Origin of the sequence: Streptomyces sp. AgN23 (assembly GCF_001598115.1) — a bacterium.
In the GTDB taxonomy this organism is placed as follows: domain Bacteria; phylum Actinomycetota; class Actinomycetes; order Streptomycetales; family Streptomycetaceae; genus Streptomyces; species Streptomyces antimycoticus.
Genome location: NZ_CP007153.1, coordinates 9,190,880 through 9,212,979 on the forward strand (window position 1 = coordinate 9,190,880; position 22,100 = coordinate 9,212,979).

At 71.2% G+C, this 22,100-nt stretch carries 15 protein-coding genes and 2 pseudogenes; 4 read left to right on the forward strand and 13 right to left on the reverse strand.

Annotated features, from left to right (window positions below):
* Positions 1-35 precede the first annotated feature (35 nt).
* The 3 genes from AS97_RS39960 to AS97_RS39970 form a co-directional block, all read right to left on the reverse strand.
* Positions 36-992: a CoA ester lyase gene (locus tag AS97_RS39960; protein ID WP_236669652.1), complete on the reverse strand. Its 957-nt coding sequence runs from the start codon at positions 990-992 to the stop codon at positions 36-38.
* Positions 993-1,041: 49 nt separating this feature from the next.
* Entirely contained in the window at positions 1,042-2,253 is a 1,212-nt protein-coding gene (locus AS97_RS39965) for a CoA transferase (RefSeq protein WP_210566602.1), read from the reverse strand.
* 141 nt (positions 2,254-2,394) lie between these two features.
* Positions 2,395-3,339 (reverse strand): LysR family transcriptional regulator, encoded by a 945-nt coding sequence (locus AS97_RS39970; RefSeq protein WP_059146031.1) that lies wholly within the window; start codon positions 3,337-3,339, stop codon positions 2,395-2,397.
* 144 nt (positions 3,340-3,483) lie between these two features.
* Between AS97_RS39970 and AS97_RS39975 the strand changes: the two genes are divergently transcribed.
* Together AS97_RS39975 and AS97_RS47985 are read left to right on the forward strand one after the other, a co-directional pair.
* Positions 3,484-4,791: a citrate:proton symporter gene (locus AS97_RS39975; RefSeq protein WP_059146030.1), complete on the forward strand. Its 1,308-nt coding sequence runs from the start codon at positions 3,484-3,486 to the stop codon at positions 4,789-4,791.
* A gap of 17 nt (positions 4,792-4,808) precedes the next feature.
* Positions 4,809-6,830, forward strand: a pseudogene (locus AS97_RS47985) (3-hydroxybutyrate oligomer hydrolase family protein); the annotation flags it as partial.
* 213 nt (positions 6,831-7,043) lie between these two features.
* Here the strand turns inward: AS97_RS47985 and AS97_RS39980 are convergent.
* From AS97_RS39980 to AS97_RS40005, 6 genes and pseudogenes are all read right to left on the reverse strand, one after another.
* The gene (locus AS97_RS39980; protein WP_059146028.1) at positions 7,044-8,108 is read right to left on the reverse strand and encodes a zinc-dependent alcohol dehydrogenase family protein; all 1,065 of its coding nucleotides are present in this window, start codon (positions 8,106-8,108) and stop codon (positions 7,044-7,046) included.
* Between the two features lie 83 nt (positions 8,109-8,191).
* Positions 8,192-10,597 carry a GH92 family glycosyl hydrolase gene (locus AS97_RS39985; RefSeq protein ID WP_247204638.1) on the reverse strand — a complete coding sequence of 802 codons (2,406 nt, stop codon included), beginning with the start codon at positions 10,595-10,597 and terminating at the stop codon, positions 8,192-8,194.
* Between the two features lie 126 nt (positions 10,598-10,723).
* Positions 10,724-11,515 carry an SDR family NAD(P)-dependent oxidoreductase gene (locus tag AS97_RS39990; RefSeq protein ID WP_210566603.1) on the reverse strand — a complete coding sequence of 264 codons (792 nt, stop codon included), beginning with the start codon at positions 11,513-11,515 and terminating at the stop codon, positions 10,724-10,726.
* Positions 11,516-11,733: 218 nt separating this feature from the next.
* A pseudogene (locus AS97_RS39995) lies at positions 11,734-12,216 on the reverse strand (MarR family winged helix-turn-helix transcriptional regulator); the annotation flags it as partial.
* A gap of 255 nt (positions 12,217-12,471) precedes the next feature.
* The gene (locus AS97_RS40000) at positions 12,472-13,191 is read right to left on the reverse strand and encodes a 5-formyltetrahydrofolate cyclo-ligase (protein WP_210566604.1); all 720 of its coding nucleotides are present in this window, start codon (positions 13,189-13,191) and stop codon (positions 12,472-12,474) included.
* Between the two features lie 17 nt (positions 13,192-13,208).
* On the reverse strand, positions 13,209-14,525 hold the full coding sequence (locus tag AS97_RS40005; protein ID WP_247204639.1) for a transcriptional regulator: 1,317 nt from the start codon (positions 14,523-14,525) through the stop codon (positions 13,209-13,211).
* Positions 14,526-15,242: 717 nt separating this feature from the next.
* Here AS97_RS40005 and AS97_RS40010 point away from each other — a divergent pair.
* Entirely contained in the window at positions 15,243-15,482 is a 240-nt protein-coding gene (locus AS97_RS40010; RefSeq protein WP_210566605.1) for a hypothetical protein, read from the forward strand.
* The gene (locus AS97_RS40015) at positions 15,479-15,943 is read left to right on the forward strand and encodes a hypothetical protein (RefSeq protein ID WP_210566606.1); all 465 of its coding nucleotides are present in this window, start codon (positions 15,479-15,481) and stop codon (positions 15,941-15,943) included. The genes AS97_RS40010 and AS97_RS40015 overlap by 4 nt, the downstream gene beginning before the upstream one ends.
* Before the next feature lie 254 nt (positions 15,944-16,197).
* Here the strand turns inward: AS97_RS40015 and AS97_RS40020 are convergent, their stop codons facing one another.
* The 4 genes from AS97_RS40020 to AS97_RS40035 form a co-directional block, all read right to left on the reverse strand.
* Entirely contained in the window at positions 16,198-17,367 is a 1,170-nt protein-coding gene (locus AS97_RS40020) for an amidohydrolase family protein (RefSeq protein WP_059146024.1), read from the reverse strand.
* Between the two features lie 3 nt (positions 17,368-17,370).
* Complete coding sequence (locus AS97_RS40025) at positions 17,371-18,729, reverse strand: glutamine synthetase family protein (protein WP_059146023.1); 1,359 nt, start codon at positions 18,727-18,729, stop codon at positions 17,371-17,373.
* Positions 18,730-18,853: 124 nt separating this feature from the next.
* Complete coding sequence (locus AS97_RS40030; RefSeq protein ID WP_059146022.1) at positions 18,854-19,057, reverse strand: ABC transporter substrate-binding protein; 204 nt, start codon at positions 19,055-19,057, stop codon at positions 18,854-18,856.
* Positions 19,054-21,828, reverse strand: a complete 2,775-nt coding sequence (locus AS97_RS40035; RefSeq protein WP_059146021.1) for a cation-transporting P-type ATPase — start codon at positions 21,826-21,828, stop codon at positions 19,054-19,056. The genes AS97_RS40030 and AS97_RS40035 overlap by 4 nt, the downstream gene beginning before the upstream one ends.
* Between the last annotated feature and the right edge of the window lie 272 nt (positions 21,829-22,100).

A 22,100-nucleotide genomic window follows, 5' to 3' on the forward strand; every position in this document is an offset into this window, starting at 1 on the left:
GAGCACCGCGAGGACGCGCTGGTGTCCGTTGCCGTTCAGACGGAGGCCGAGCTCCCGCGGCCGCCCTGGCCTCCATCGCGGTCATCGGCTCCGGCCAGCGCCAGCGTCCGGCGGGCCGTGGCGGCCATCGCCTCGTCGACCATCCGCCCCTCGAAGAGCACCGCCCCGGCACCCTCGGCCTGTGCGCGCTCCACCGCCGCGATCAGTCGGCCACAGCGGGCAAGTTCCTCGGCGTCGGGTGCGAACACCTCGTTGACCACCGGCACATGGGACGGGTGGATCACCGCCATCCCCTCGTACCCGAGGGCGCGGTTCTGCTCGGCGAAGCGCCGTAGCCCCGCGAGGTCCGCCACGTCCGCCCATAGTCCGGCCACCGGATGGGGGCGGTCCGCGGCGCGTGCGTCGAGCAGTGCGCGGGCCCGCAGTTCACGGGTCTCCTCGCCCTCCGGGCTCCAGCGGTAACCGATCGCCCGCTCCACGTCCCCGCCCGGGGCGGTCACCGCGCCCAGGTGGGCGATCCGGGCGGCGGCCCGGCCGATGGCGTACGCCTCGCGCAGTCCGCGCGCCGTCTCCAGCAGGGGCAGCAGGGCGAAATGGCCCTCGGGGAGGCCGTGTTCGCGCTCGCACCACGCCAGCAGCCGGTCGGCGGTGGTCACGTCCTCCGGGCCGCTCACCTTGGGCAGCACGATGCCGTAGAGCCCGGGGCGGGCCACCGCTCGCAGGTCGTCGGCGCCCTGCCAGCCCGTGGCGCCGTCCAGCGCGTTGATCCGTACGAGCAGCCGCATCGGACCGGGCGTTCCGTCCGTCATCTGGTCGGCGGTCACGGCCTGGGCCACGGCCTCGCGTGCCGCCGCCTTGCCATCCTCCGGTACGGCGTCCTCCAGGTCGAGGATGGCCGCGTCGGCGCCCGCAGACTCCGCCTTGGGCAGCCAGTCGGTCCGGCTGCCGGGCACGAAGAGCAGGGAGCGCAGGGGGACGCGCTGCGTCCTCACGCCCGTCGCACCCGTCATGCCCGTCGCACCCGTCACGCCCGTAGCGCCGTCAGATGACACCCTCGGCCTCCAGTTTCGCCAGTCGTCCGCCGTCGATGCCCAGCCACTCCCCGTAGACCAGCGCGTTGTCCGCGCCGAGCGCGGGGCCGGTCCGCCATACCGTGCCGGGGGAGCGGTGGAAGCGCGGGATCACCGCCTGCATCCGCACCGGGCCGAGGTCGGCGTCGTCCACCGTGATGATGTCCTCGCGTTCGGCGTAGATCGGGTCGGCGGCGATGTCGGCGGCGGTGAACACCCGCGAGGCCACCACCTCGGCCCGCTCGAAGGCCGCCAGGCACTCGGCCGCCGGGCGTGCCGCGACCCAGTCCCGCAGCGCCGCGTCGAGCCGCTCGCGGCCCGCGTGCTGCTGGTCCACGGTGGCGAACTCCTCGTCGGGCAGGCCCAGCAGCCGCACCACATTGCGCACCGAGCGGATGGTGGCGGAGGTGACGGTGAGCCAGTCGCCGTCGGCGCTGCGGTAGGTGTTGATGACGGCGGCCGGGGCGACGGCCAGCTGGTTGCCCGCCCGCTCGGGGGCCGTGCCGAGCTGGTCGTAGGCGATGATCTGCCACTCCACCAGGCGGTACAGCGGCTCGAACAGCGCCAGGTCGATCCACTCGCCCTCGAAGTCCGGATCGGTGTCACGACGGTGCACGGCGGCCAGGATCGCGAACGCGCCCATCAGCCCGGTGACCGCGTCGCCGTGCGAGAAACCGGTGTGCACGGGCGGGCCGTCCGGGAAGCCGGTCAGATGGACCACCCCGCTGCGGGCCTCGCCCATCTTCCCGAAGCCGGGCGCGTCGGCGCGGGAAGAGGTCGCGCCGAAGCCGGAGATCTGCAGCAGGATCGCGGTGGGGTTGAGCGCGTGGACGGCCTCCCAGTCCAGGCCCCAGGCGCGCAGGCGGCCCGCCCGGAGCGTCACGATCACCACATCGGCCCAGGCGATCAGATCCCGGGCGACCTCCCGGCCCTCCTCGTAATGCAGATCCAGCGTCACCGAGCGCTTGTTGCGGCCCGCCACCTTGAACCAGAGCGGAACGCCGTCGCGCCGCGGCCCCATCGCCCTCGCCGCGTCACCGGAGCCCGGCGGCTCCACGTGGACGACGTCCGCCCCCTGGTCGGCGAGCATCCCCCCGGCGAGCGGGCCCGCCACCACATGGGCGAACTCCACCACCTTCAGCCCTGTGAGCTGTCCTTGCCGTGTGCTGGTCTGGTCCTCCATGCGGCCAGGCTGCGGGGTGGGGTGTATGCGCGTCCAGCAATGAAAGGGGATCAATTCATGCGGATCTTGCAAGGATCGCTATGGAACGTCGCCGACGAACGTCGCCGCTGAACGTCGTCGACGAACGTCGCCCCCGCAGCCTCACCACGGTCCGTCGTCCGTCTCCTCCCACGCCACCCCCGCCGGCAGGGCATCGGCGGCGGAGCGGAACTCCTCCAGCTGGTCCAGGAAGCGGCGCGCCCCCGGGGGCAGGGTGCGGCGCGTCGGCAGGACGACATACAGCCGGCGCTCCACCACCGGCGCCACCAGCGGGCGCCGCACCAGCCGGCCCGGCACCACCAGCGGATGGACCAGGGCCGGCAGCGCGGAGACGCCCAGCCCGGCGGCCACCAGCCCGCCCACCGTGGCAACGTTCGACGCCTCGGCCGTCGGGTTCGCCTCCATACCGGCCTGGGCGAAGGCCGCGTCGGTCATCCGGCGCACACTGGAGTCGGTGCCCACCGCGAGAAACGGCTCCCGGCCCAGTTCCTCCCAGGTCACCTCGTCCCGCTCGGCCAGCGGATGGTGCTCCGGGAGCACCGCGTCGAAGCGGTCCCGCACCAGGGGCCGCAGCCGTACGCCCGGGGCGCGCCGGGCCACCGTGCTGACCGCGAAGTCGGCGTCCCCGTCGACCACCCGCTCCAGCACCGAGCGTTCGAGCCCGTCCAGCAGCCGTACGGTCATCTCCGGGCGCCGCGCGCGGAAGGCGGAGATCACCGGCGGCAGCAGCACGGCCGCGACCGAGGGCAGGGTCGCCAGGGCCACCGCACCGCGCTCACCGGCCCCGTAGCGCCCGAGCTGGGCCAGGCCCGCGCGGTGCGCGGAGAGGATCTGGTCGGCGATCCGCAGCGCCTCGGCGCCCGCCGGGGTGAGCCGCACATTGCGGGTGTCCCGCTCCAGCAGCCGCATCCCCAGCGTCCGTTCCAGATCGGCGACCGCACGGCTCAGCGACGACTGGGACACATGCAGTTCGGCGGCGGCCGCGGTGAAGCTCACGGCGCGCGCGACCGCCGCGTACGCGGTCAACTGGCGCAGGGTGACGTCCATGCTCCGTGAGCGTAGGCGGCGGGGGCGCGCGGCGGAACTGTTGCGCAGATCGCATGGATAGATCTGTGTTCAATGCTGGACGCGGATCTTTCCCCGCTCGGAAACTCTTCGGCAGCACCCGACCGGACGAGGAAGCGAGCGGCCATGCTGGCAGCACTGGGATTCATCACGATCGGCGGCTTCCTGCTGCTGACCATGTTCAAACGGGTCTCGGTGCTGGTCGCCCTCGTCCTCACGCCCGTGGTCACCGCGGTCATCGGCGGATACGGCGACGATCTGGGCCCGATGGCGCTCGACGGGCTGTCGAAGGTCGCCCCGACCGGCATCATGATCGCCTTCGCGGTGCTCTACTTCAGCCTGATGATCGACGCGGGCCTCTTCGAACCGCTGATCCGCGGCATTCTGCGCGCCGCGAAGAACGACCCGGTACGGATCACGGTCGGCACCGCCGTGCTGACCGTGTGCGTCGGGCTCGACGGCGACGGCGCCTCGACCTTCCTCATCAGCGTCTCCGCGATGCTCCCGGTCTATCAGCGGCTCGGGATGAGCCGGCTGGTGCTCGCCGGGGTGGTCGGCCTGGGCGCGGGCGTGATGAACATGATTCCGTGGGGCGGGCCGACGGCCCGCGCCGCCGCGGCCCTGAAGATCGACACGTCCGACATCATCACGCCGTTGCTGCCCGCCCTCGCCGCCGGTATCGCCTGGGTGCTCCTGGCCGCCTACCTCATCGGACGCCGTGAGCGGCGGCGGCTCGAAGCCCTCGATCCCGCCCCGCGGGCCGAGGTGGCGGTCGGGGACGGCCCCGGCACACCCCGGGTCGCCGCCAACCCCGGCCTCGCGCTCACCGCCTTCAATCTGCTGCTCACCGTGGCGCTGCTGGTCTGCCTGGTGCTGGAGGCCATGCCGCTTCCCGTGCTCTTCGTCTTCGCCTTCGTCCTCGCGCTGCTGGTCAACCACCCCCGCTGGGAGGCCCAGCAGGAGCTGCTGGAGCGGCACGGCAAGAGTGTGGTGCTCGTCATCACCATGATCTTCGCGGCCGGGGTGTTCACCGGCATCCTCGGCGGCACCGGGATGATCGGGAAGATGGCCGAGGCGCTGGTCGACATCATCCCCGACGGGCTGGGCGGGCATCTGCCGGTGCTCGTGGCCGTCACCAGCATGCCGCTGAGCCTCGTCCTCACCCCGGACGCCTACTACTTCGGCGTTCTGCCGGTGCTCGCCGGGACCGCCGACGCCTTCGGCACCGGCCACGCCGAGATCGCCCGCGCCGCCGTCCTCGGCCAGATGACCACCGGCTTCCCGCTGAGCCCGCTCACCGCCGCGACCTTCATCCTCCTCAGCATGAGCGGTGTCCAGCTCGGGGAGCACCAGCGCTTCCTCTTCCGCTGGGCCTTCGGCACCACGCTCGTGATGACCGCCGCCGCCCTCGCGACGGGCGCCCTGCCGCTCTGACCCCAAGGGAACACCCCATGCCACACTCCGGCCGCCTGCCCGCCCTGCCCCTGGCCCTCGCCCTCACCGCGACCCTCGCCGCCCCGCTCGCCCACGCCGCCGACCGCCCCCCGTCCGCCCGCTCCGCGCTTCCCTCCTTCATCAGTGAGCTGACGAAGCAGCGGTACGACGGGCGGAGCGACGATCTGCTCACCGCCGGACTCGGCTTCACCGGGCTGCGCGGGCCCATGCCCCGGGCCGCCGACCCCGACCGGCCCACCGCCGCCGAGCTGCGCCGCCAGGCCATCTGGGGTTCGGCCGGGCTGTCCGCCGGGTCCGGCGGCGGCCTCGGGCGGCTGTACGGGCCCGATGTCGACCGGGGCCAACCGGTGCCCGGTGAGGGCAAGGTCGCGGGCGTTGAGTACCGGGCCGTGGCGGGCACCGGCGCCGGCAGCGTCAGCTTCGTCGTACAGGTGCCGGACGACATCGACCGCGCCCGGCCGTGCGTCGTCGCCGCGCCCGCCACCGGGCTCGGCGGCGTCCACAGCATGGTCGGCACCGCCGGGGCCTGGGGCCTGCACCACCGCTGCGCGGTCGCCTACACCGACAAGGGGATGGGCGCGGCCTTCGACGACCTCCACTCGGGCACCGTCATGGCCTACGACGGAACCACCGGTCCACGCGCGGAACTGCGCGGCCGTACCGCCTTCGACGCCGGGCTGAGCGACGCCGAGCGCGCCCGCTTCGACGCGGAGCACCCGTACCGCGTCGCCTACAAGATGGCCCATTCCGGGATGAATCCGCAGGCCACCTGGGGGCGCGATGTGCTGCGCTCGATCCGGCTCGCCCTCGCCGTACTGAACCGCGACTGGCGCGCCGGAGCGCCCCCGGCGGGCTACACCCCCGCCTCCACCACGGTCCTGGCCACCGGGGTCTCCAACGGCGGCGGCGCGGCCGTCGCCGCGGGCGAGGCCGACCGCACCGGGCTCATCGACGCGGTCGTGGCCTCCGAACCGCAGATGAACCTCGCCCCACTGGACGGAATCCGGGTCCGCCAGGGCGGGCGGGCCGTACCCGCCGCCGGACTGCCCCTGATCCGGTACAACGCGCTGGCCTCACTCCTCCAGCCGTGTGCCGCGCTCGCCGAGCCCACGGCGCCCGGCTACGCCGCCCTGGACGTGCCCGCCGCCCGCCGCCGCTGCGCCGCCCTCGTCGGGGACGACCCCCGGCTGATCCCACGCCGGGACGCCGAGCGGGCGGGCCCTGACGGGCTGCCGCGCCTCGCCCAGGAGGCCCTGGTGCGCGCCGGGTTCCAGCCCCGGTCGGGATATCTCCAGGTCTCGCACTACGACCCGCAGACCCCCGCCTCCTATGCGATGAGCTTCGCCCGCGCCTCGGTCGACGACGCGCTGTGCGGCTACGGCTGGGCCCGCACCGACTCCTCCGGGTCCCCCGTGCCGTACCGCCCGGCGGAGCTGGCCGGCGCCTTCGGCACCAGCGTCGGCCGGGCGCCCGCCCCGGGGGTGCTGATCGACGAGAACTCGCCCGGCGGGCCGGTGGCCGACGCCCGCTCCGTCGGGCCCGGCGGTGAGCACGACTACAACCTGCGGGGAGAGCGCTGCGTCTACCGGCTCGCCTTCCCCCGGCCCGGAGCGCCGCGCGCCGAGCGGGACTGGGCGGCACGGCTCGCCGAGGGGCTGGACGCGACCCGGCGCGACGGCGATCTGCACGGCAAGCCGACGCTGATCGTGCAGGGCCGAGACGACACCAGGGTGCCGGTCAACCACAGCTCGCGGCCGTACCTCGGGCTCGCCTCCCGGGCTCAGGACGGGCCGGGCGCCGTCAGCTACGCCGAGATCACCCACGCCCACCACAGCGACTCCCAGGCCGCCGGGTTCGACAACCGGTACGTCCCGCTCGGTTACTACTACCAGCAGGCCCTGGACCTGAGGTGGGAGCGGCTCCAAGGGCGGGCCGAACTGCCGCCCAGCCAGGTCGTGCGCACGGTGCCGCGCGGCGGTGAGCCGGGGCACGCCCCCGAGCTGACCCCGGCCAATGTGCCCCCCCATCGCGGCCGATCCGGCGGCGGGCGACCGGATCGAGGTGACGGGCGGGACGGTACGGGTGCCGTAGGAACCGCGCGGAAGCGAGAGCCGCGGGGAAGCGAGAGCCGTTCCGGAGCGAGAGCCGTTCCGGAGCGAGAGCCGTTCCGGAGCGAGAGCCGTTCCGGAGCGAGAGCCGCGCCGGAACGGCAGCCGCGCCGGAACGGTCCGTCAGCTCCCGGCCAGGGGCGGGCGGTGCGGTTCGATGACCGTGACCCCGCCCCTGGCACCCGACGCCATCGTGGACAGCGCCTCCGGGACCGCGTCCAGTCCGATGACATCGGTGACCAGCAGATCCGGCCGCAGCGAACCGGCCTCGACCATCTCCATCATCGGGCCGTAGGCGTGGGCGGCCATGCCATGGCTGCCCAGCAGGCGCAGCTCCTGCGCGATGACCCGGTCCATCGGGATCATCGGGGTCCCGGCGGCCGGTGGCAGCAGCCCGACCTGGACATGGCGGCCGTGGCGGCGCAGGCTTTTGATGGACGCCGCGCAGGTCCGCGGCGAGCCCAGCGCGTCCAGCGAGACATGCGCGCCGCCGCCCGTGGCGTCCGCGACCGCCTCCGCCACCGAGCCCAGCGTGGACGCTACGTCCACGCACACCGCCGCGCCGAACCGGGCCGCGAGGGCGAGCGCTTCCGGTGAGATGTCCACCGCCACCACCCGGGCCCCGGCCGCGGCGGCGATCATCACCGCGGACAGCCCCACCCCGCCGCAGCCGTGGACCGCGACCCACTCGCCCGGGGCGACCTGGCCCTGGGCGACGACGGCGCGGAAGGCGGTGGCGAAGCGGCAGCCCAGACCGGCGGCCGTGGTGAACGACAGCTCGTTGCGTATCCCGACCAGATTCACGTCGGCGTTCTCGATCGCGACGTACTCGGCGAACGAGCCCCAGTGGGTGAACCCCGGCTGCGTCTGCCGCTCGCACACCTGCTGGGCGCCTTCCGCGCAGGCGGCGCAGCGCCCGCAGGCACACACGAAGGGCACGGTGACCCGCTGCCCCGGGCGCCAGTTGAGGACGTCGGGGCCGACCTCCTCTATGACCCCCGCCAGCTCATGGCCGGGGACATGCGGCAGCCGGATGTCCGGGTCGTGTCCCATCCAGCCGTGCCAGTCGCTGCGGCACAGCCCGGTCGCCTCGACGCGGATCACCACGCCGCGCGGGGAGGGAGCGGGGTCCTCGACGCTCCGGACCTCGGGCCGGCGCCCGAAGTCGTCGAACACCACAGCACGCATGGACACCCGCTCCCTCGCTCGACCACACCCCCAGGCCCGTGTGTCCAGGCGGGCCCTAGAACCTACACCACAACCGGCCGGTATCAGCCCTTGCGGGCGGCGCCCACCGACGGCGGCTCCGCGCCCGGGCCGGTGCCCCAGGACGACGGCTCCGTGGACAGCCGGTGGGCCAGCTTCCCGCCGTGGGCCACCTGTCCCCAGTCCAGCCATGTCCGCGCCACCTGACGGCCGCCCAGCGAGATGCTGCGGACATACCGCTTGGCGTCGCTCGCGCCCGGCGCGGTGACCGTCAGCGTGCCGCCCTGCCGGGCGCCGTAGTGCCCGATACGGACCACGGACGAGGCGAACTGCGGGCTGGACAGGGCGAGGAAGTCCCCGCCGCTCATCGTCGGATACAGGCCCAGCGAGGAGAAGACGTACCAGGCCGACATCGTGCCGAGGTCGTCATTGCCGGTCATCCCATCCGGCCCGGTGGTGAACAGGGTCATCGCCGCCCGCACCGCGGTCGCCGCCTTCGCGGGCGCGCCCGCCCACAGATACATGTACGGGGCGTGCAGATCGGGCTCGTTGTTCGGGTTGTAGGTGGGCTTGCCGTAGTAGTCGTACGGGGCGGAGATCCAGTCATCGCGGGCCGTGCCCGCCGGGTCGGTGAGCAGCTTGTCGTAGGCGAAGAAGTCGTCCAGCCGCTTCTCGGCCGCGCGCCTGCCGCCCATCAGCTCCACCAGACCGGCCGGGTCCTGCGGCACCAGCCACTGGTACTGGTAGGCGCCGCCCTCGTGGAACTGCTTGCCCGCCTCCACCGGGTCGTACGGGGTCACCCACGCTCCGTCGGCCGTGCGCGGCCGGAAGTGGCCGATCGACGGGTCCCACAGTGTGCGGAAGGTCTGGCCGCGCTCGGCGAACATCCGGGCGTCGGCGCGGTGTCCGAGCCCGCGCGCCATCAGGGCGAGCGCGGCGTCCGCGGCGGAGTACTCCAGGGTGGCCGAGGCGGGGTGGACGCAGTCGTTGTCACCGCCCTTGTCGGCGCAGTCGGTGCCGAGCTTCAGCCCCGAGGGGACGTAGCCGAGCTTGCGGTAATAGTCCACTCCGGAGCGGCCGTTGTAGGGGGAGTCGGCGGGCGGGGTGCTGGTCGCGTTCTTCTTCAGCAGCGCGTACGCCTCGTCCTCATGCCCGGCCAGCAGCCCCTTGGACCACGCCTCGACGAGGAACGGGGTCACCGGGTCGCCCGTCATGATGTTGGTCTCGCTGTTGGCCAGCGCCCAGCGCGGCAGCCAGCCACCGTCCCGGCCGATGGCGACGACCGACAGCGCGACATCGCGGGCCACCCCCGGCTCCAGCAGCTCCAGCAGTTGGTTCTGCGGGCGGTAGGTGTCCCACAGCGAGAAGTTCTGGTACGGCGTATAGCCGGAGGTGGTGTGGGTCGCGCCGTCGAAACCGGTGTAGCGGCCGTCCACGTCGCCCGCCACATTGGGGTGCAACTGGGCGTGGTACAGCGCGGTGTAGAAGGCGCGCTGCCGCTCCTCGGTGCCGCCGCCGACCCGGATCGCGTCGAGCTTCTCGCGCCAGGTGTCGTGCAGCGCGGCGCGGGTAGCGTCGAAGTCGTAGGAGTCGCCGGTCTCGGCCGTGAGGTTCTTACGGGCGCCTTCCGGTCCGGTGTACGACAGCCCGACCTTGACCACCACATCCCGGTCCTGGCTCGCGTCGAAGCTGGCCCAGGCGCCGTTGCCGCCCGCTCCGGCCGCCTCGCGGGAACCGGGGGAGGGGGTCGTGCCGCGCCAGGTGCCGTAGGAGGCGAAGGGGCGGTCGAAGGTGGCGGTGAAGTAGACGGTGTGCCGGTCCTTTCCGGCGCAGAAGTTCCCGGCCTCCACCCGGCCCTCGACGGTCCGGTCCCCGACCACGCGGATCTCGGAGCCGAAGACGTTCTGATTGGCCTTGCCGGTGTTGAACAGCACATTGGCCGCGCCGGTGGCCGGGAAGGTGTAGCGCTGCCAGCCGGTGCGCCGGGTCGCGGTCAGCTCGGCGTCGATGCCGTAGCTCTTCAGCCCCACCCGGTAGTAGCCCGGGGTGGCCTCCTCGTCGTCATGGCTGAAGGTGGAGCGGTAGTGCTCCGGGCCCACGTCGGTGACCGCACCGGTCGTCGGCATGATGGGCAGCTCGCCCGCCACCCCGCAGCCGACGCCGGACAGATGGGTCTGGCTGAAGCCGTGGATGGCGTTCTGGTCGTAGTCGTAGCCGCCCTGACCGCCGGTGTCCGGGCTGACCTGGACCATGCCGAACGGGGCGCTCGCGCCGGGGAAGGTGTTGCCGAAGTTCTCGGTGCCCACGAAGGGATGGACCAGCGAGGTGGGGTCGGGCGGGGGGTCCCCGGCCGCGGCGGCGGCCGTCGCCCCCGGCGGTCCCAGCAGGCCGCCGCCCAGCAGCACCGCCGTCATCACGCCCGCCACCGTGCCCGCTGTGCGCGCACGGATTCCGCCGATCAGCGACCGCATGGGACGCACCTCCGCTTGACAACGTTGTCCGGCCAGGGTCGCGAAACTTTGGCATGGGGGCTGAGCGGTGTCAATGACCCGTGCGCGGACGGGTCATTGACACCGCCCGCGCATCAGGCCGTGGCGCTAGCGCTTGCCGCGCTGACCGTCGGCGAGCTGACGGGACGTCTCCCCGGCGCCCGCACCCCGCTGGGCCCGCTCGGCGAGGGTCGGGAACAGCCCGCCGAGGGCGCTGCCCAGACGCAGCTCCAGCGGGGCCACGTTCACCTCGGCCCGGTTCCGCTCGATGGCCCGGATGGTCGCTGCCGCCACCCGTCGGCTGGAGATCGTCCGGACCCCGGTGGGGAGGGACGTGCCCGCGTCGGCGAACATCCCGGCGTCGCCCACGAATCCGGGCTGCACCAGCGAGACCCCCACCCCCGTGCCGTGCAGGTCCTGCCGCAGCCCCAGGGTGAAGCCGCGCAGCCCGAACTTGGCCGCGTTGTAGAGCGCGGCCCCGGGGGAGGCCGTACGGCCCGAAAGCGAGCCGATCATCACGAGCTGACCGGATCCCGACTCCACCATGCGCGGTGCCATCAGCCGCGACAGCAGCATCGGCGCGCGCAGATTGACATCGAGGGCGCGGTCCAGCTCCTCGGGCCGGTAGTCCAGGACCGGGCCGCTGGAGGGCAGCGCGGCGTTGGCGATGAGGATCCGGGCCTCCGCCGCCTCCTCGACCAGGCGCTCCAGATCGGACCGTTCGGCCAGATCGGCGACGATCACCCGGCCGCCCAGCCGCTCGGCCAGCGGCCGCAGCACCTCCTCGCGGCGCCCGGTGAGCAGCAGCTTGGCGCCCTTGGCCGCGAGCGCGCGGGCCAGAGTCTGCCCGATGCCGCCGGTGGCCCCGGTGAGCAGGACGGTCGTGCCGTCGATCCGCATGCGATCTCCTCCGGTTACGGTCGAGTACGTTCCGGGCACGGTACTGCGTATGCGCTCCGCGCCGGGCAGGGGCCTCGTTCCCCATACGCGCGTGGCGGCTGCGGTGGACGGCCGAGCCATCGGGTATCTCCGATCTCGCCGTCGATCTTCACGTACAGCGCGGTGAGCAGGGTGTCCAGGTCGCTCGTCACAGAAGGAACCTGGACGACCTTCGGGTTCCTGGCGGACTCGACGTTGGAGATCATCCTGCGCAGCACCTTGAGCGCGGCCACGTACTCCTCGTCGCTGATGCCGTCGTGGACCACGGCACGAAGTTCGGTTACCAGTTCGCGCAGCCGCATCCTGGCGGCTTCTCCTGCGTCGGTGAGGTACAGACGATGTCGGGCGTCGGTCCGCAGCCAGCCGCGGTGGAGCAACTGGGCCACGACACGGGGGATCTCGTGTTGCCCGTCTGCGAGGGGCAACAGCTGGGCGGCTATCTCGTCGCGGCTCGGCGCCGCAGGCCAGTACTTGACGCTGTTGAGTACCCAGTACTGCGGCTGCGTGACGTCGATCCCGGCCATGGCGTTACGCAGATGCCGGGTAACGACCGCGTGAGCCTGGTCACTCCAGTATCCGATGGGCTGGCTGGCCAGCATGTCGTCGGTGGCAGATGGATCGGCCGGCGCCTGGTCGGTGGTGGTGCCAGTCAGGAAGTCCATGATCACGACGCTACATCCGCGCGCCCAACCTGAATATGGCGGCACCCTGCCATCGGCAGCCCACGAACTCAACGCACCTTGCGACTCCCGAGATTCCTTCGGCTGACGAGGACTGGCCCCCGATCGCAGCGCGCTGGTACGAGTCTCTCCCGGAGTCCGAGCAGTCCCAATTTGACGAGGCCCCTATGAGTTCCAAGGCTCCGAAAGCCCTGCCCCATGCGTCGCAATTGGCCTGGAGTGGGACTTTCGTGCGCCTCATGCGTCAGTTGGCCTGCGTGCTGCGAGTGTAGGAATTGCGGCGATGGCGCCAGGGGTGAGGTGTTCCCAGATGATCCCGGGCGGGCGTCGGCGTGGTGCGCATTCGATGACTTTATCGGACGTGATGACTAGGTCCACGCGGAAATCGTGTTCTGCCTCCGGTAGCGTCTCGTCCAGGACTTGGAGGGGGTGAACGGTGGTCGCAATGAGGGTGTCCGGGCCGATGAGCCCGGCCTCTTGAAGTAGGGCAACTTCGATATCGGAGTATCCTGCGCCCTTTCCGAGGCGCACACCATCCGGGTTCACGGCAACGCTCCCGCAGACAACCAAGTCAACTGACGACATCTCGTCTAGATCTACGGGCTGTGCAACTTTTGCTGCTATACGACGTTCGGCGGCTTCGCGCACTGGAACAGTGAGTTTTCCAGGGTCCAATAGGTAGAACGGCTTCTCTGCGGCTAGCTTCGAAGATGCCATATACACCCGCTTGCCCTCTTGGAGTGCTCGGGCTCGCACGGGCAACTGGGCCTTGTCCGGAACCGCTTTAATGACCCTCGCGTCCTGCCAAGCAGGGTGCTCAGCAAGACGCGCAGCGGCAGAGTCCGCACCAATGAAGGAGGGGATACGCCCCGTCACGTCCCCGTGTGTGGGCTCTAGCAGACCCCAGACACGTTCGCGGACGGCTTGTTTGGCATGTTGGATTTGCGCCCTATTCATCGATGCCCCTTTCGGCTTTACGCGGATGCGATGAGACTCAGAAGCCGGTCGTTCAGTTCATGCACTATCGGGACGTCTCGCCAGGGTTGCAGTTCGCGACCTGCCTGAAAGATGAGATTCAGCCCGCCGCCGCCCCGATTGCGCTCTACAACGCCGATCGCTTTGCCGAGCGTATCGGCGGCTTCGTCTACCTTCCGTTGTCGAATATAGGCAAGAGTCAGATTCCCCAAAGCGATGGCATGAGATTTTGATCCCTCGCGCAACTCTTTAGCGGTGCTCTCTAGTAATTCCTGTGCGCGAGCGGTGTCGTTTAGGAAGAGAAAGCAAGAGCCGGCCAATCGCCCGAACTGGCCAGGAGAGAACATCGATGCACCGACATCGTTTGCATCAACGTGACTGAAATGCCATTCAGCGTTTCTCAATGCCTTTTCGCAGTCTCGGCGTTGCTGTAATATCGCGTAAGCCTCGGCCGCGTGCAGAACAGCCAGGCCCGCGAGAACGTGGCTAGTATTCTCAACCGTGTCGGCGGTGCGCTGTGCAAGTTCTAGACCACCGCGCGGGTTCTTCTCCCCATATAGGGCAACAAAAGAGGTGCGCAGCAAGGCCAGCCCCTCGCCAACGGGATCGCGTAATTCACGTGCCGCATCGGCAGCCTGAGCGAAATAAGCCCGAGGGGTGTCGTGGTCAGTCCTGCCCGAAGCATCCCACACCAATTGCCCCATTAGCGTGCAGGCTTCCGCCTGTGCGGCATGGAGATCTCGGCGAACAGCATGCGTAGTCGTGTGACTATGCCAGTGTGCAAGTTGCCCCAAGCGCTGCCCGATCTCGGCGATGAGAGCCGTAGACGGCTCAGTGACATAGCGCGCGTCGAGGGTTTGCACTTGTTGCCGGAGTTCAGCGACCGCCAATAGGTCGAGGCTTCCGGGGTTTTCCCGCACATACTGAGCACGCGCTTTAGCCTCGGAACCAGTCACAGCTCCGACGGTAGTGCCGGTATTGGCGGTTCCGTCAATGTCGCTTGGGGAACCCTCCCATGGACGTCTCGGCAGTCCGAGCATTTCGCCAGGAATGCCGAAGCCATCGGCAACACGTTCGATTACTTGTTGGCCGCGTACGCCACGGACGCCCCGGATGATGTCGCTCACGCGGGAACTCGTCATCTTGCCGATGGCGGCGGCCATGGCCGCATGGCTTGAGCCTGTACGCCTGTTGACGAGGCGAAAGATCTCCCGGAAGTTGCGGGTGGCGCATGCCCGTTGCATGGCCTCACTCCGGAGCAGCGCGTCAGGAATCGTCAGCGGATAGCCAACGCGTTGATTCTCGCGTTCGTCCATGGGCCACCTAGCAGGGACGGAAGTGATCTCCCCAGGGTAGCCCCGGGTTTCCCGCAATGGGGTTCCCCAAAGTCGCTTATGGGGTTCCCCGTTCGCAGTTCTCTCGGACGTCTGCCGCCTCGAAGCTCATGGAACACGTGCAAAGCGCCCAGCAGGGTGCCCCCGCGACGGGCGAACGTCCGGGGGCGCGGACCACCTGCACACCTGAGAGGAAGGACAGGCAGCCGTGCGCAAGAGTAGCCACGATCACCCGAACGTGGGGACACTCGTCCGAGACCAGACCACCGACCGCGTAGGCGTCCACATGTGCAGGGGCGGACCGTACCCCATGCTCGGGCCCCAGCACGGGGGCAAGGAATGGGAGGAACGCCCCGAAGATCTTCGCCCGGCGGAGGTCTGCCGTGCCTGAACGCGAAATCTTCGAACACCCCCGTACCGCTGACATTGAGCAACTTCAAGCGGCCTACCTCATGCACAGGCAGGAGTGCAAGGCATGCACGCCTGACCAGTCGTGCGAGATGGCGCGACGGCTGGAAGAGGCACGGCGCGCGGCGGGGGCGTCATGAGCGTGAAGTGTGCCGAATGCGCCCGCCTGGAACGCGAGAAGGAAGCGGCGCGCAAGTCCGGAGACCTGAGCAAGGTCACCGACTGTGAAGTGTTATTGAGGCGACACCCCCACCACAGCAAGAGGCGTGCTCTCGCCGGAAAGGGGAGGGCATGACCCGGGCCACCTACCGCTTCCGTGAGTTCCAGCTCATCCCCGACACCGAGTCTGACGCCGAACCGCTCGCGTTCGCCGTGCAGTGTGCGGTGTGTGAGCAGTCTGGGGAGCCCAGCGAAGACCAGGCCGCCGCACACACGTGGGCGACCGGCCACCTGAGAGCGAACGGGGAGCACTACACCTATCGGGAGATCATCACGCGCCCCTGTCGGTTCGAGCCGGGGGCGTGGCAGTGACGCGAACCATCCTGAGAGGTTCGGACCTGGTACTCACCGCCGAACGCGCGCAGGGAGCGCCGGACGGGATCTATCTCGCCGAGTGCATGACGTGTCCCGCCACGTCGGGGCGGGTGGACAACGACCCCGGTCCCGTCGCGCGCTGGGCCATCCTCCACACCGAACAACAGGGGCTGAATCATGGCGAGTTCCTCGTGACCATTGAACGTCACTGGCGAGTCGACCCCGTACGCTCCCCAGACAGGCACGGCACAGCCACGCTGCCCCCGGCCCCGAGCCACAGCGAACACACCGCCAACCGGAAGCCCACCACGCACCGTGCCTCCGGACGCTGGGGCATCTGCTGCCGTCGCGCGGTGGCGTGGCTGGGGCGATTCGCCGGGCCGCTGGTCCTGACCGCGTTCATAGTGGTCGCCGGACTCGGCGGTTACCTCATCGGGACCAGTCAAGACACCGGCTGACCCGCTGGATGCCGCACCAGCGGTGAGAGCTCCACCAGGCCCCGCCCCCACGCCGACCTTCCCGGCGCGCGGGCGGTGCTCCCTTCTGCCCGCTGACCAGCTAATGTCGCTTGGCGCGCAAGTACGCATCACGCGATTCTCCGCCTTGCGATGCTCCCCGGCTACCGCTGGGAGGCGCCCCCCCGCACCCGACGCCGCGGGCCCCGCGGCGGCAGCCGCTGATGTCACAGGCGCGAAGATCCACCGGACAGGGCCTAGCCCTCGCGCGGGGCCGGAGTGCCGAGGCCGTAGACGCGGCGTGCGTTGTCCGCGCCCAGCAGCGCCGCCACCCGGCGGGCGTCGCGGCGCGACCAGGCGCCCTCCGTGACCCAGTGGGTCAGCAGCCCGGTCAGCGCCTCCCGGAAGAGCCGCGCCCCCACCACATACAGCTCGGGCAGCCCATGGGCATCGGTCGAGAAGAGCACCTTGCCGAACGGGGCGAGCTCCAGCATCTCGGCGAGCACCGCCCCGGCCCGCGCCCCGGTGTGCGACAGGGCCAGCCCCACATCGGCGTAGACATGCGGGAAGACGGCGGCCAGATAGGCGGCGCCGCGGTGGTACGGATAGCCGTGCAGCAGGATCAGCGTGCAGCCCGTGGGGCGCACCGCGCGGATGAAATCGGTGAGGGCGAGCGGATCGCAGCGGTCCAGCCGCAGATCGGGATCGCCGAAGCCGGTGTGCAGTTGCAGCGGCAGCCCGGTGTACGCCGCCGACCACAGCAGATGGCGCAGCAGTACGGGGTCGCTGACCCGGGCGGCGGCGGTGCCGCCCTGACCGCGCCGGGCGAGCCAGTGCTCGGCGGCGGTGTGGACGGCGCCGGGGCCCGGCGGATCGGGCTCGAAGTCCAGCCCGTAGCGGTAGGCGGCCACCGACTTGAAGCCGGCCGCCGTACGGGCCGCCTCCCGGATCCCGTCCGCCACCCCGGCCAGGAAGTCGTCGGCGGTCAGCGAGGTGTCGGCGATCCGCTCCGCCAGCTGCTCCAGGCGGACGATCTCATGAGCGGTGCCGCCCGCCGCGAGGGCCAGCTCCTGAGGGGTGGTCAGATTGCCCGGCAGCCCGGTGTCCACCAGGAACTCGCTGATCCCGGTGGAGCTCAGCAGCCGCCGGGTCACCTCCCGCGCGCCCAACTCGCGCCGCCGGGACAGGTAGTGGGCTGGCGGGGAGTGCGGTTCGAGGCCCAGCAGCGGCGGACACCAGCGGCGCACCGCGAACCCCAGCTGGCTGTCGAAGAAGGTGGTGCCGAGCGCGGCGGGCGCGTCGGATTCGGTCAGGAACGCCTCGAACGCGGCCGAGCTCAGCTCGGAGCGGACCACCCCATGGCAGTGGTGGTCCACCAGGGGCGGCAGCGGCGGCTCGGTCGGATCCGTCTGCTCGGCGGCCTCCATCGGTCAGTACCGCCTCCGGGTCGCGACGGCGATCTCGCGCGGGGACGACTTCTCGAACAGGGCGGCCTCCGCCCGGCGCACCGCGGCGATCGACTCGAAGAGCGGATCGCCCAGCGCCTCGCGCAGCACCGTCGAGTCCTCGAAGTGCTCCAGCGCCGTCAGCAGCGAGGTGGGCAGCCGCCGCTCGCGCCCCTCGACCGCGGGGTCCCCGGCGACGGGCGGCGGCAGGGAGAGCCCGGAGTCCATCCCACCGAGGCCCGCGGCGATGACCGCGCCCGCCACCAGATAGGGGTTGGCCGCCGGGTCGAAGGACTTGATCTCGGCATTGGCCGCCCCCGGGTCGTCCGGTGCGCCGGTGATGAAGCGCACCGCGGCCTCGCGGTTCTCCAGGCCCCAGCACTGGTACGCCCCGGCCCAGCGGGAGGGTTCGAGACGGAGGTAGCTCGCGGGGGAGGGGGCGCCGATGGCGAGCAGGGCGGGCAGTTCGCGCAGCACCCCGGCGAGGAACGCCTCGGCCGTCGCCGTCATGCCGTGCGGCCCGTCGCCGTCCCGGCACAGATTGCGGTCCCCCTGCCACAGGCTCATATGGACATGCGCGCCGTTGCCGACCCCACCCGGGTCCACCACCGGGCCGAACATCGGGTTGAGCCCGGCGCGCCCGGAGCACGCCCGGATCGTCTCCCGCACCAGCACGGCGAGATCGGCGGCGCCGACCGGGTCGGTGGGCGCCAGGGACACCTCGAACTGCCCGGGGGAGTACTCCGGGTGGAGCTGAAGCACCTCGGTGTGCTGCGCCTCCAGCGCCCCGAGCAGATCGGCGAGATAGTCGGCGAGGTCGGCCACGCGCGCCATGCCGTAGGCGGGACCGGCGGAGGGGTAGCGCGGCGGATCCTGGTCCGGGTCGCCGGTGGTGACAACCCACTCGGTCTCGAACCCCATGCGTACGCTCAGCCCTCGCTCGCGTGCCCGCTCGGCCATCCGCCGGGCGAACAGCCGCTGGCAGACGGGGTGCGCCCGGCCCTGCTGGTCGTACCGGTCGACCGGGGCCCAGGCCCAGCCGGGCTGGCCGGCCAGCGGGATGAGCCGGTCCAGGTCGGGGATGAGCCGCAGATCCCCGTCCGGGCCGCCGACATGGCGGCTGGTGGTCATGGAGTCGTCCACGAGATAGACGTCGAAGACGGGGGACATCCCGACCCCGCGCCGCACGGCATGGGGCAGCCGCGCGGTGGGCACGGACTTCGCCCGGGTCAGGCCCGCGTTGTCCACCCAGGTCAGCGCGATGCCCCGGATTCCGCTCGCGGTGAGCCGCTCGGCCTCCTGCCGAGCCCGTGTGTATGCCCGCTCACGATCGCCGGTCCCCATGGGCGCCTCCTCAGCCACGTCCTGTACGCCGAGACTATTGCCTGCGGACGGTCTTGTGGTGACGCATTGTCCCGATCGCATACGGGTTGTGACGGTGGCTTATGCCGGTCGGAGGTGTCCGGCGTCAGCGCCCGAGCCGCCCGGTGATGTCGCGCAGGACGCCCCGGACGGCGGTGGGCCCGGCGTTGAGGTACCAGGGGTCGTCGTCGACCGTGACGGTGTGTCCGGCGTGGACCGCGCCCAGCTCCTTCCACAGCGGATCGGGCAGATACGTGGCGGCGCCGGGGAGTGGCCGGGCACGGGCCTGCCCAACAGGGCGCGGTGTCACAGCCGGCCGGCGACGCCGTTTTGCGCCGGGGCTGGGCGGGTGTGCCGTCGGATGAGGTAGCGACGCAGTTCGTCCGCGCCCCACACGATGAACGGGTAGGGCAGCAGCAGGAGCATGGTGCTGGCGGGCAGCGGGGCGGTACCGAGGAGGCTCTGGAAGGGCGGGGTGTAGACGAAGACGGCGACGAGGGCGATCTCGCCGGCGATGGCGGCGAGGAGGTAGTGGTTGGACAGGGCACCGATGGAGCGCAGGGAGGCGCGCTGGGTGCGGACGGCGAAGGCAGTACCGATCTGGCCGGCGATCATGCCGAGGAAGGCCATGGTGGTGGCCTGCTGGTAGGCGTGGTGCAGGGGTGTGCCGGGGCCGGTGGCATCGCCGGGGTGCCAACCGGAGCGGGTGAGAACGTAGAAGAAGCCGCCCATCTGCAGAGCGGCGACCAGCAGGCCGAGGAACAGCCAGGCGCGCAGCAGCATGCGGGTACGGATGACGCCTTCGGAGCGGGGGCGCGGAGGGCGTCGCATGAGGCCGGGTTCGGCGTTCTCGCGGCTGAGGGCCAGGGCGGGCAGGGTTTCGCTGCCGACGTCGAAGGCGAGGATCTGGAGGATGGTCAGAGGGAGGGGGACGGCACCGCCGGTGAGGGCGAAGACGAGGAAGGGCGTCACCTCGGGGGTGGCGTGGGCGAAGATGTAGATGATGAATTTGCGGACGTTGTCGTAGATGCGCCGTCCGTCGCGGACGGCATCCACGATCGAGGCGAAGTTGTCGTCGGTGAGGATCATCGTCGCGGCTTCCCGGGCGACGTCGGTGCCGGAGCGGCCCATGGCCACGCCGATGTCGGCGCGGTGGAGCGCGGGGGCGTCGTTGACGCCGTCGCCGGTCATCGCCACCACGTGCCCCTGGCCGCGCAGAGCCTCGGCGATGTGGAGCTTGGCCTCCGGGGAGGCACGGGCGAAGATGATGTCGCCCTCGGCCCGGACCAGTTCGTCGACCTCGTGTTCGTGCATCCGGTCGAAGTCGTCACCGGTGACGACGCGCGGGTGGGGACCGGTGATGCCGACGCGGCGGGCGATGGCGGCAGCGGTGAGCGGGTGATCACCGGTGATGACGATGATGCGGATCCCGGCGGTGCGGCAGTGGGCGACGGCCTCAGCCACCTCGGGACGGGGCGGGTCGAGGAGAGCGATCAGCGCGACGAAGCACAGGTCGTGCTCGGCGTCGGCTCGCCGGTGCGGTGGCCGCCGCTCCTTCGCCAGGGTGCGCTGGGCCAGGGCGAGCACCCGCAGTCCGTCGGAGGCGTAGGCGTCGACCTGCGCCGTGATGCGCGCGCGGGCGGCATCGTCCAGGGCGCTGGGCTGTCCGTTCTCGTCCAGCAGGGTCGTGCAGTGCGGCAGGACCGCTTCGGGTGCCCCTTTGGTGTGGATCACGAGGTCGTCGCCGTGCTGGTCGATGGTGGACATCATCTTCAGCTCGGGGTCGAAGTGGAACTGCCAGCGCCGTACGGCCTCCCGGCGGTCGGCGTCGGGATCGGCGCCCAGGGTTTGTGCGGCCAGGAGGACGGCCACTTCGGTGGGATCACCGGTCGCTTCGGCATCCGGCTGGAGGCGGGCGTTGTTGCAGGCCGCGGCGGTGCGGGCGGCCGCCTGGAGCGCCGGTGCGGGCTGCGGCACGGACCCTGTGTGTTCCCGGGTGTCCAGGTCGGTGGGGCCGGCCGCGGTCCATGCGGCCACGGGACGCATGCGGTTCTCGGTGAGGGTGCCGGTCTTGTCGGTGCAGATGACGTCCGTCGAGCCGAGGGTCTCCACCGCGCTGAGCCGTTTGACCAGCGCACCGCGGGTCGCGAGCGCGCGCACGGCCACGGCCAGTGCCAGGGTGATCACCGGAAGCAGCCCCTCGGGCACCATGCCGGCCAGCAGCCCGGCTGCGAAGATCACCGACTGGACCAGGGACAGGCCCGCACCCGACACGGCCAGCGGGATGAAGGCCAGCGCCAGCGCCACCGACACCGCGGCGATCAGCCACGCCACCCGCCGCACCTGAAGCTCCAACGGGCTGGGTTCCTGCTTGACCCGCTGCGACAGAGCGGCGATACGACCGAGTTCGGTCGCCATACCGGTGGCGAACACCACGCCGTGCGCCTCGCCCCCGGTGCAGTTCGTGCCGCTGAAGACCAGGTCGTGGGCACGCAGCACCGGCACATCGACATCCAGGATGGCCGCCGACCGCAGGGTCGGCACCGACTCCCCGGTCAGCGCCGACATGTCCACCTCGATCGCCCCGGCCAGCAGCCGCACATCGGCGGCGATCCGGTCGCCCTCCTCGATCACGACGATGTCGCCCGGTACCAGCTCGGCCGCGTCGACCTCCACCCGGACACCGTCCCGCACCGCCTTGGCCCGCTGCGGAAGGTACTGCGCCAGGGCCTCCACCGCCCGCTCGGCCTGCACCTCCTGGACAAACGCGAATCCCGCGTTCAACAGGATGATCAGCACCACCGCCGCAGCGACCACATGCGAGCCGACGGCGAACAGGAGCGCGGCCGCCAGCCACAGCAGCAACGCCAGCGGATGGGTGAGCTGCCGGGCCAGCTCCCGCGGCCAGCGCCGCCCGTGCCTGCGCTCCAACTCGTTGCGCCCGTACTGCACCAGATGCCGCCGCGCCTCCGCGCTCGACAGCCCCCGCCGCGAGCTGCGCAGATCACGCAGCAACAGTTCCGCAGCCTCCTCCGGATTCACCCCGGAAGGCCGCAGCCACGCTTCATGCCGACTCCTCACCGCACGAGACTACTGGCCAATATGTCGCAATCGCCGCGATAGCGGACTTTGTGTCAGTAAGGGCTCAAAGTCATCACCAGCCCGACCGAACGCGAGGTACGGCGCGCGCCCAGCCAATCCGTCCATCGCGCTGCTCGACGCCGCCGGCATCATTCGGCAAACCATCGTTGATTGAAGACCCGCGACCCCGGGCCAGGGTGTCGGACCGGTCGGGGGCGCCCGGGTGTCGGGCGTCACCGACCGGGGCGGCCACACCGAGGTGCGCACCTCGG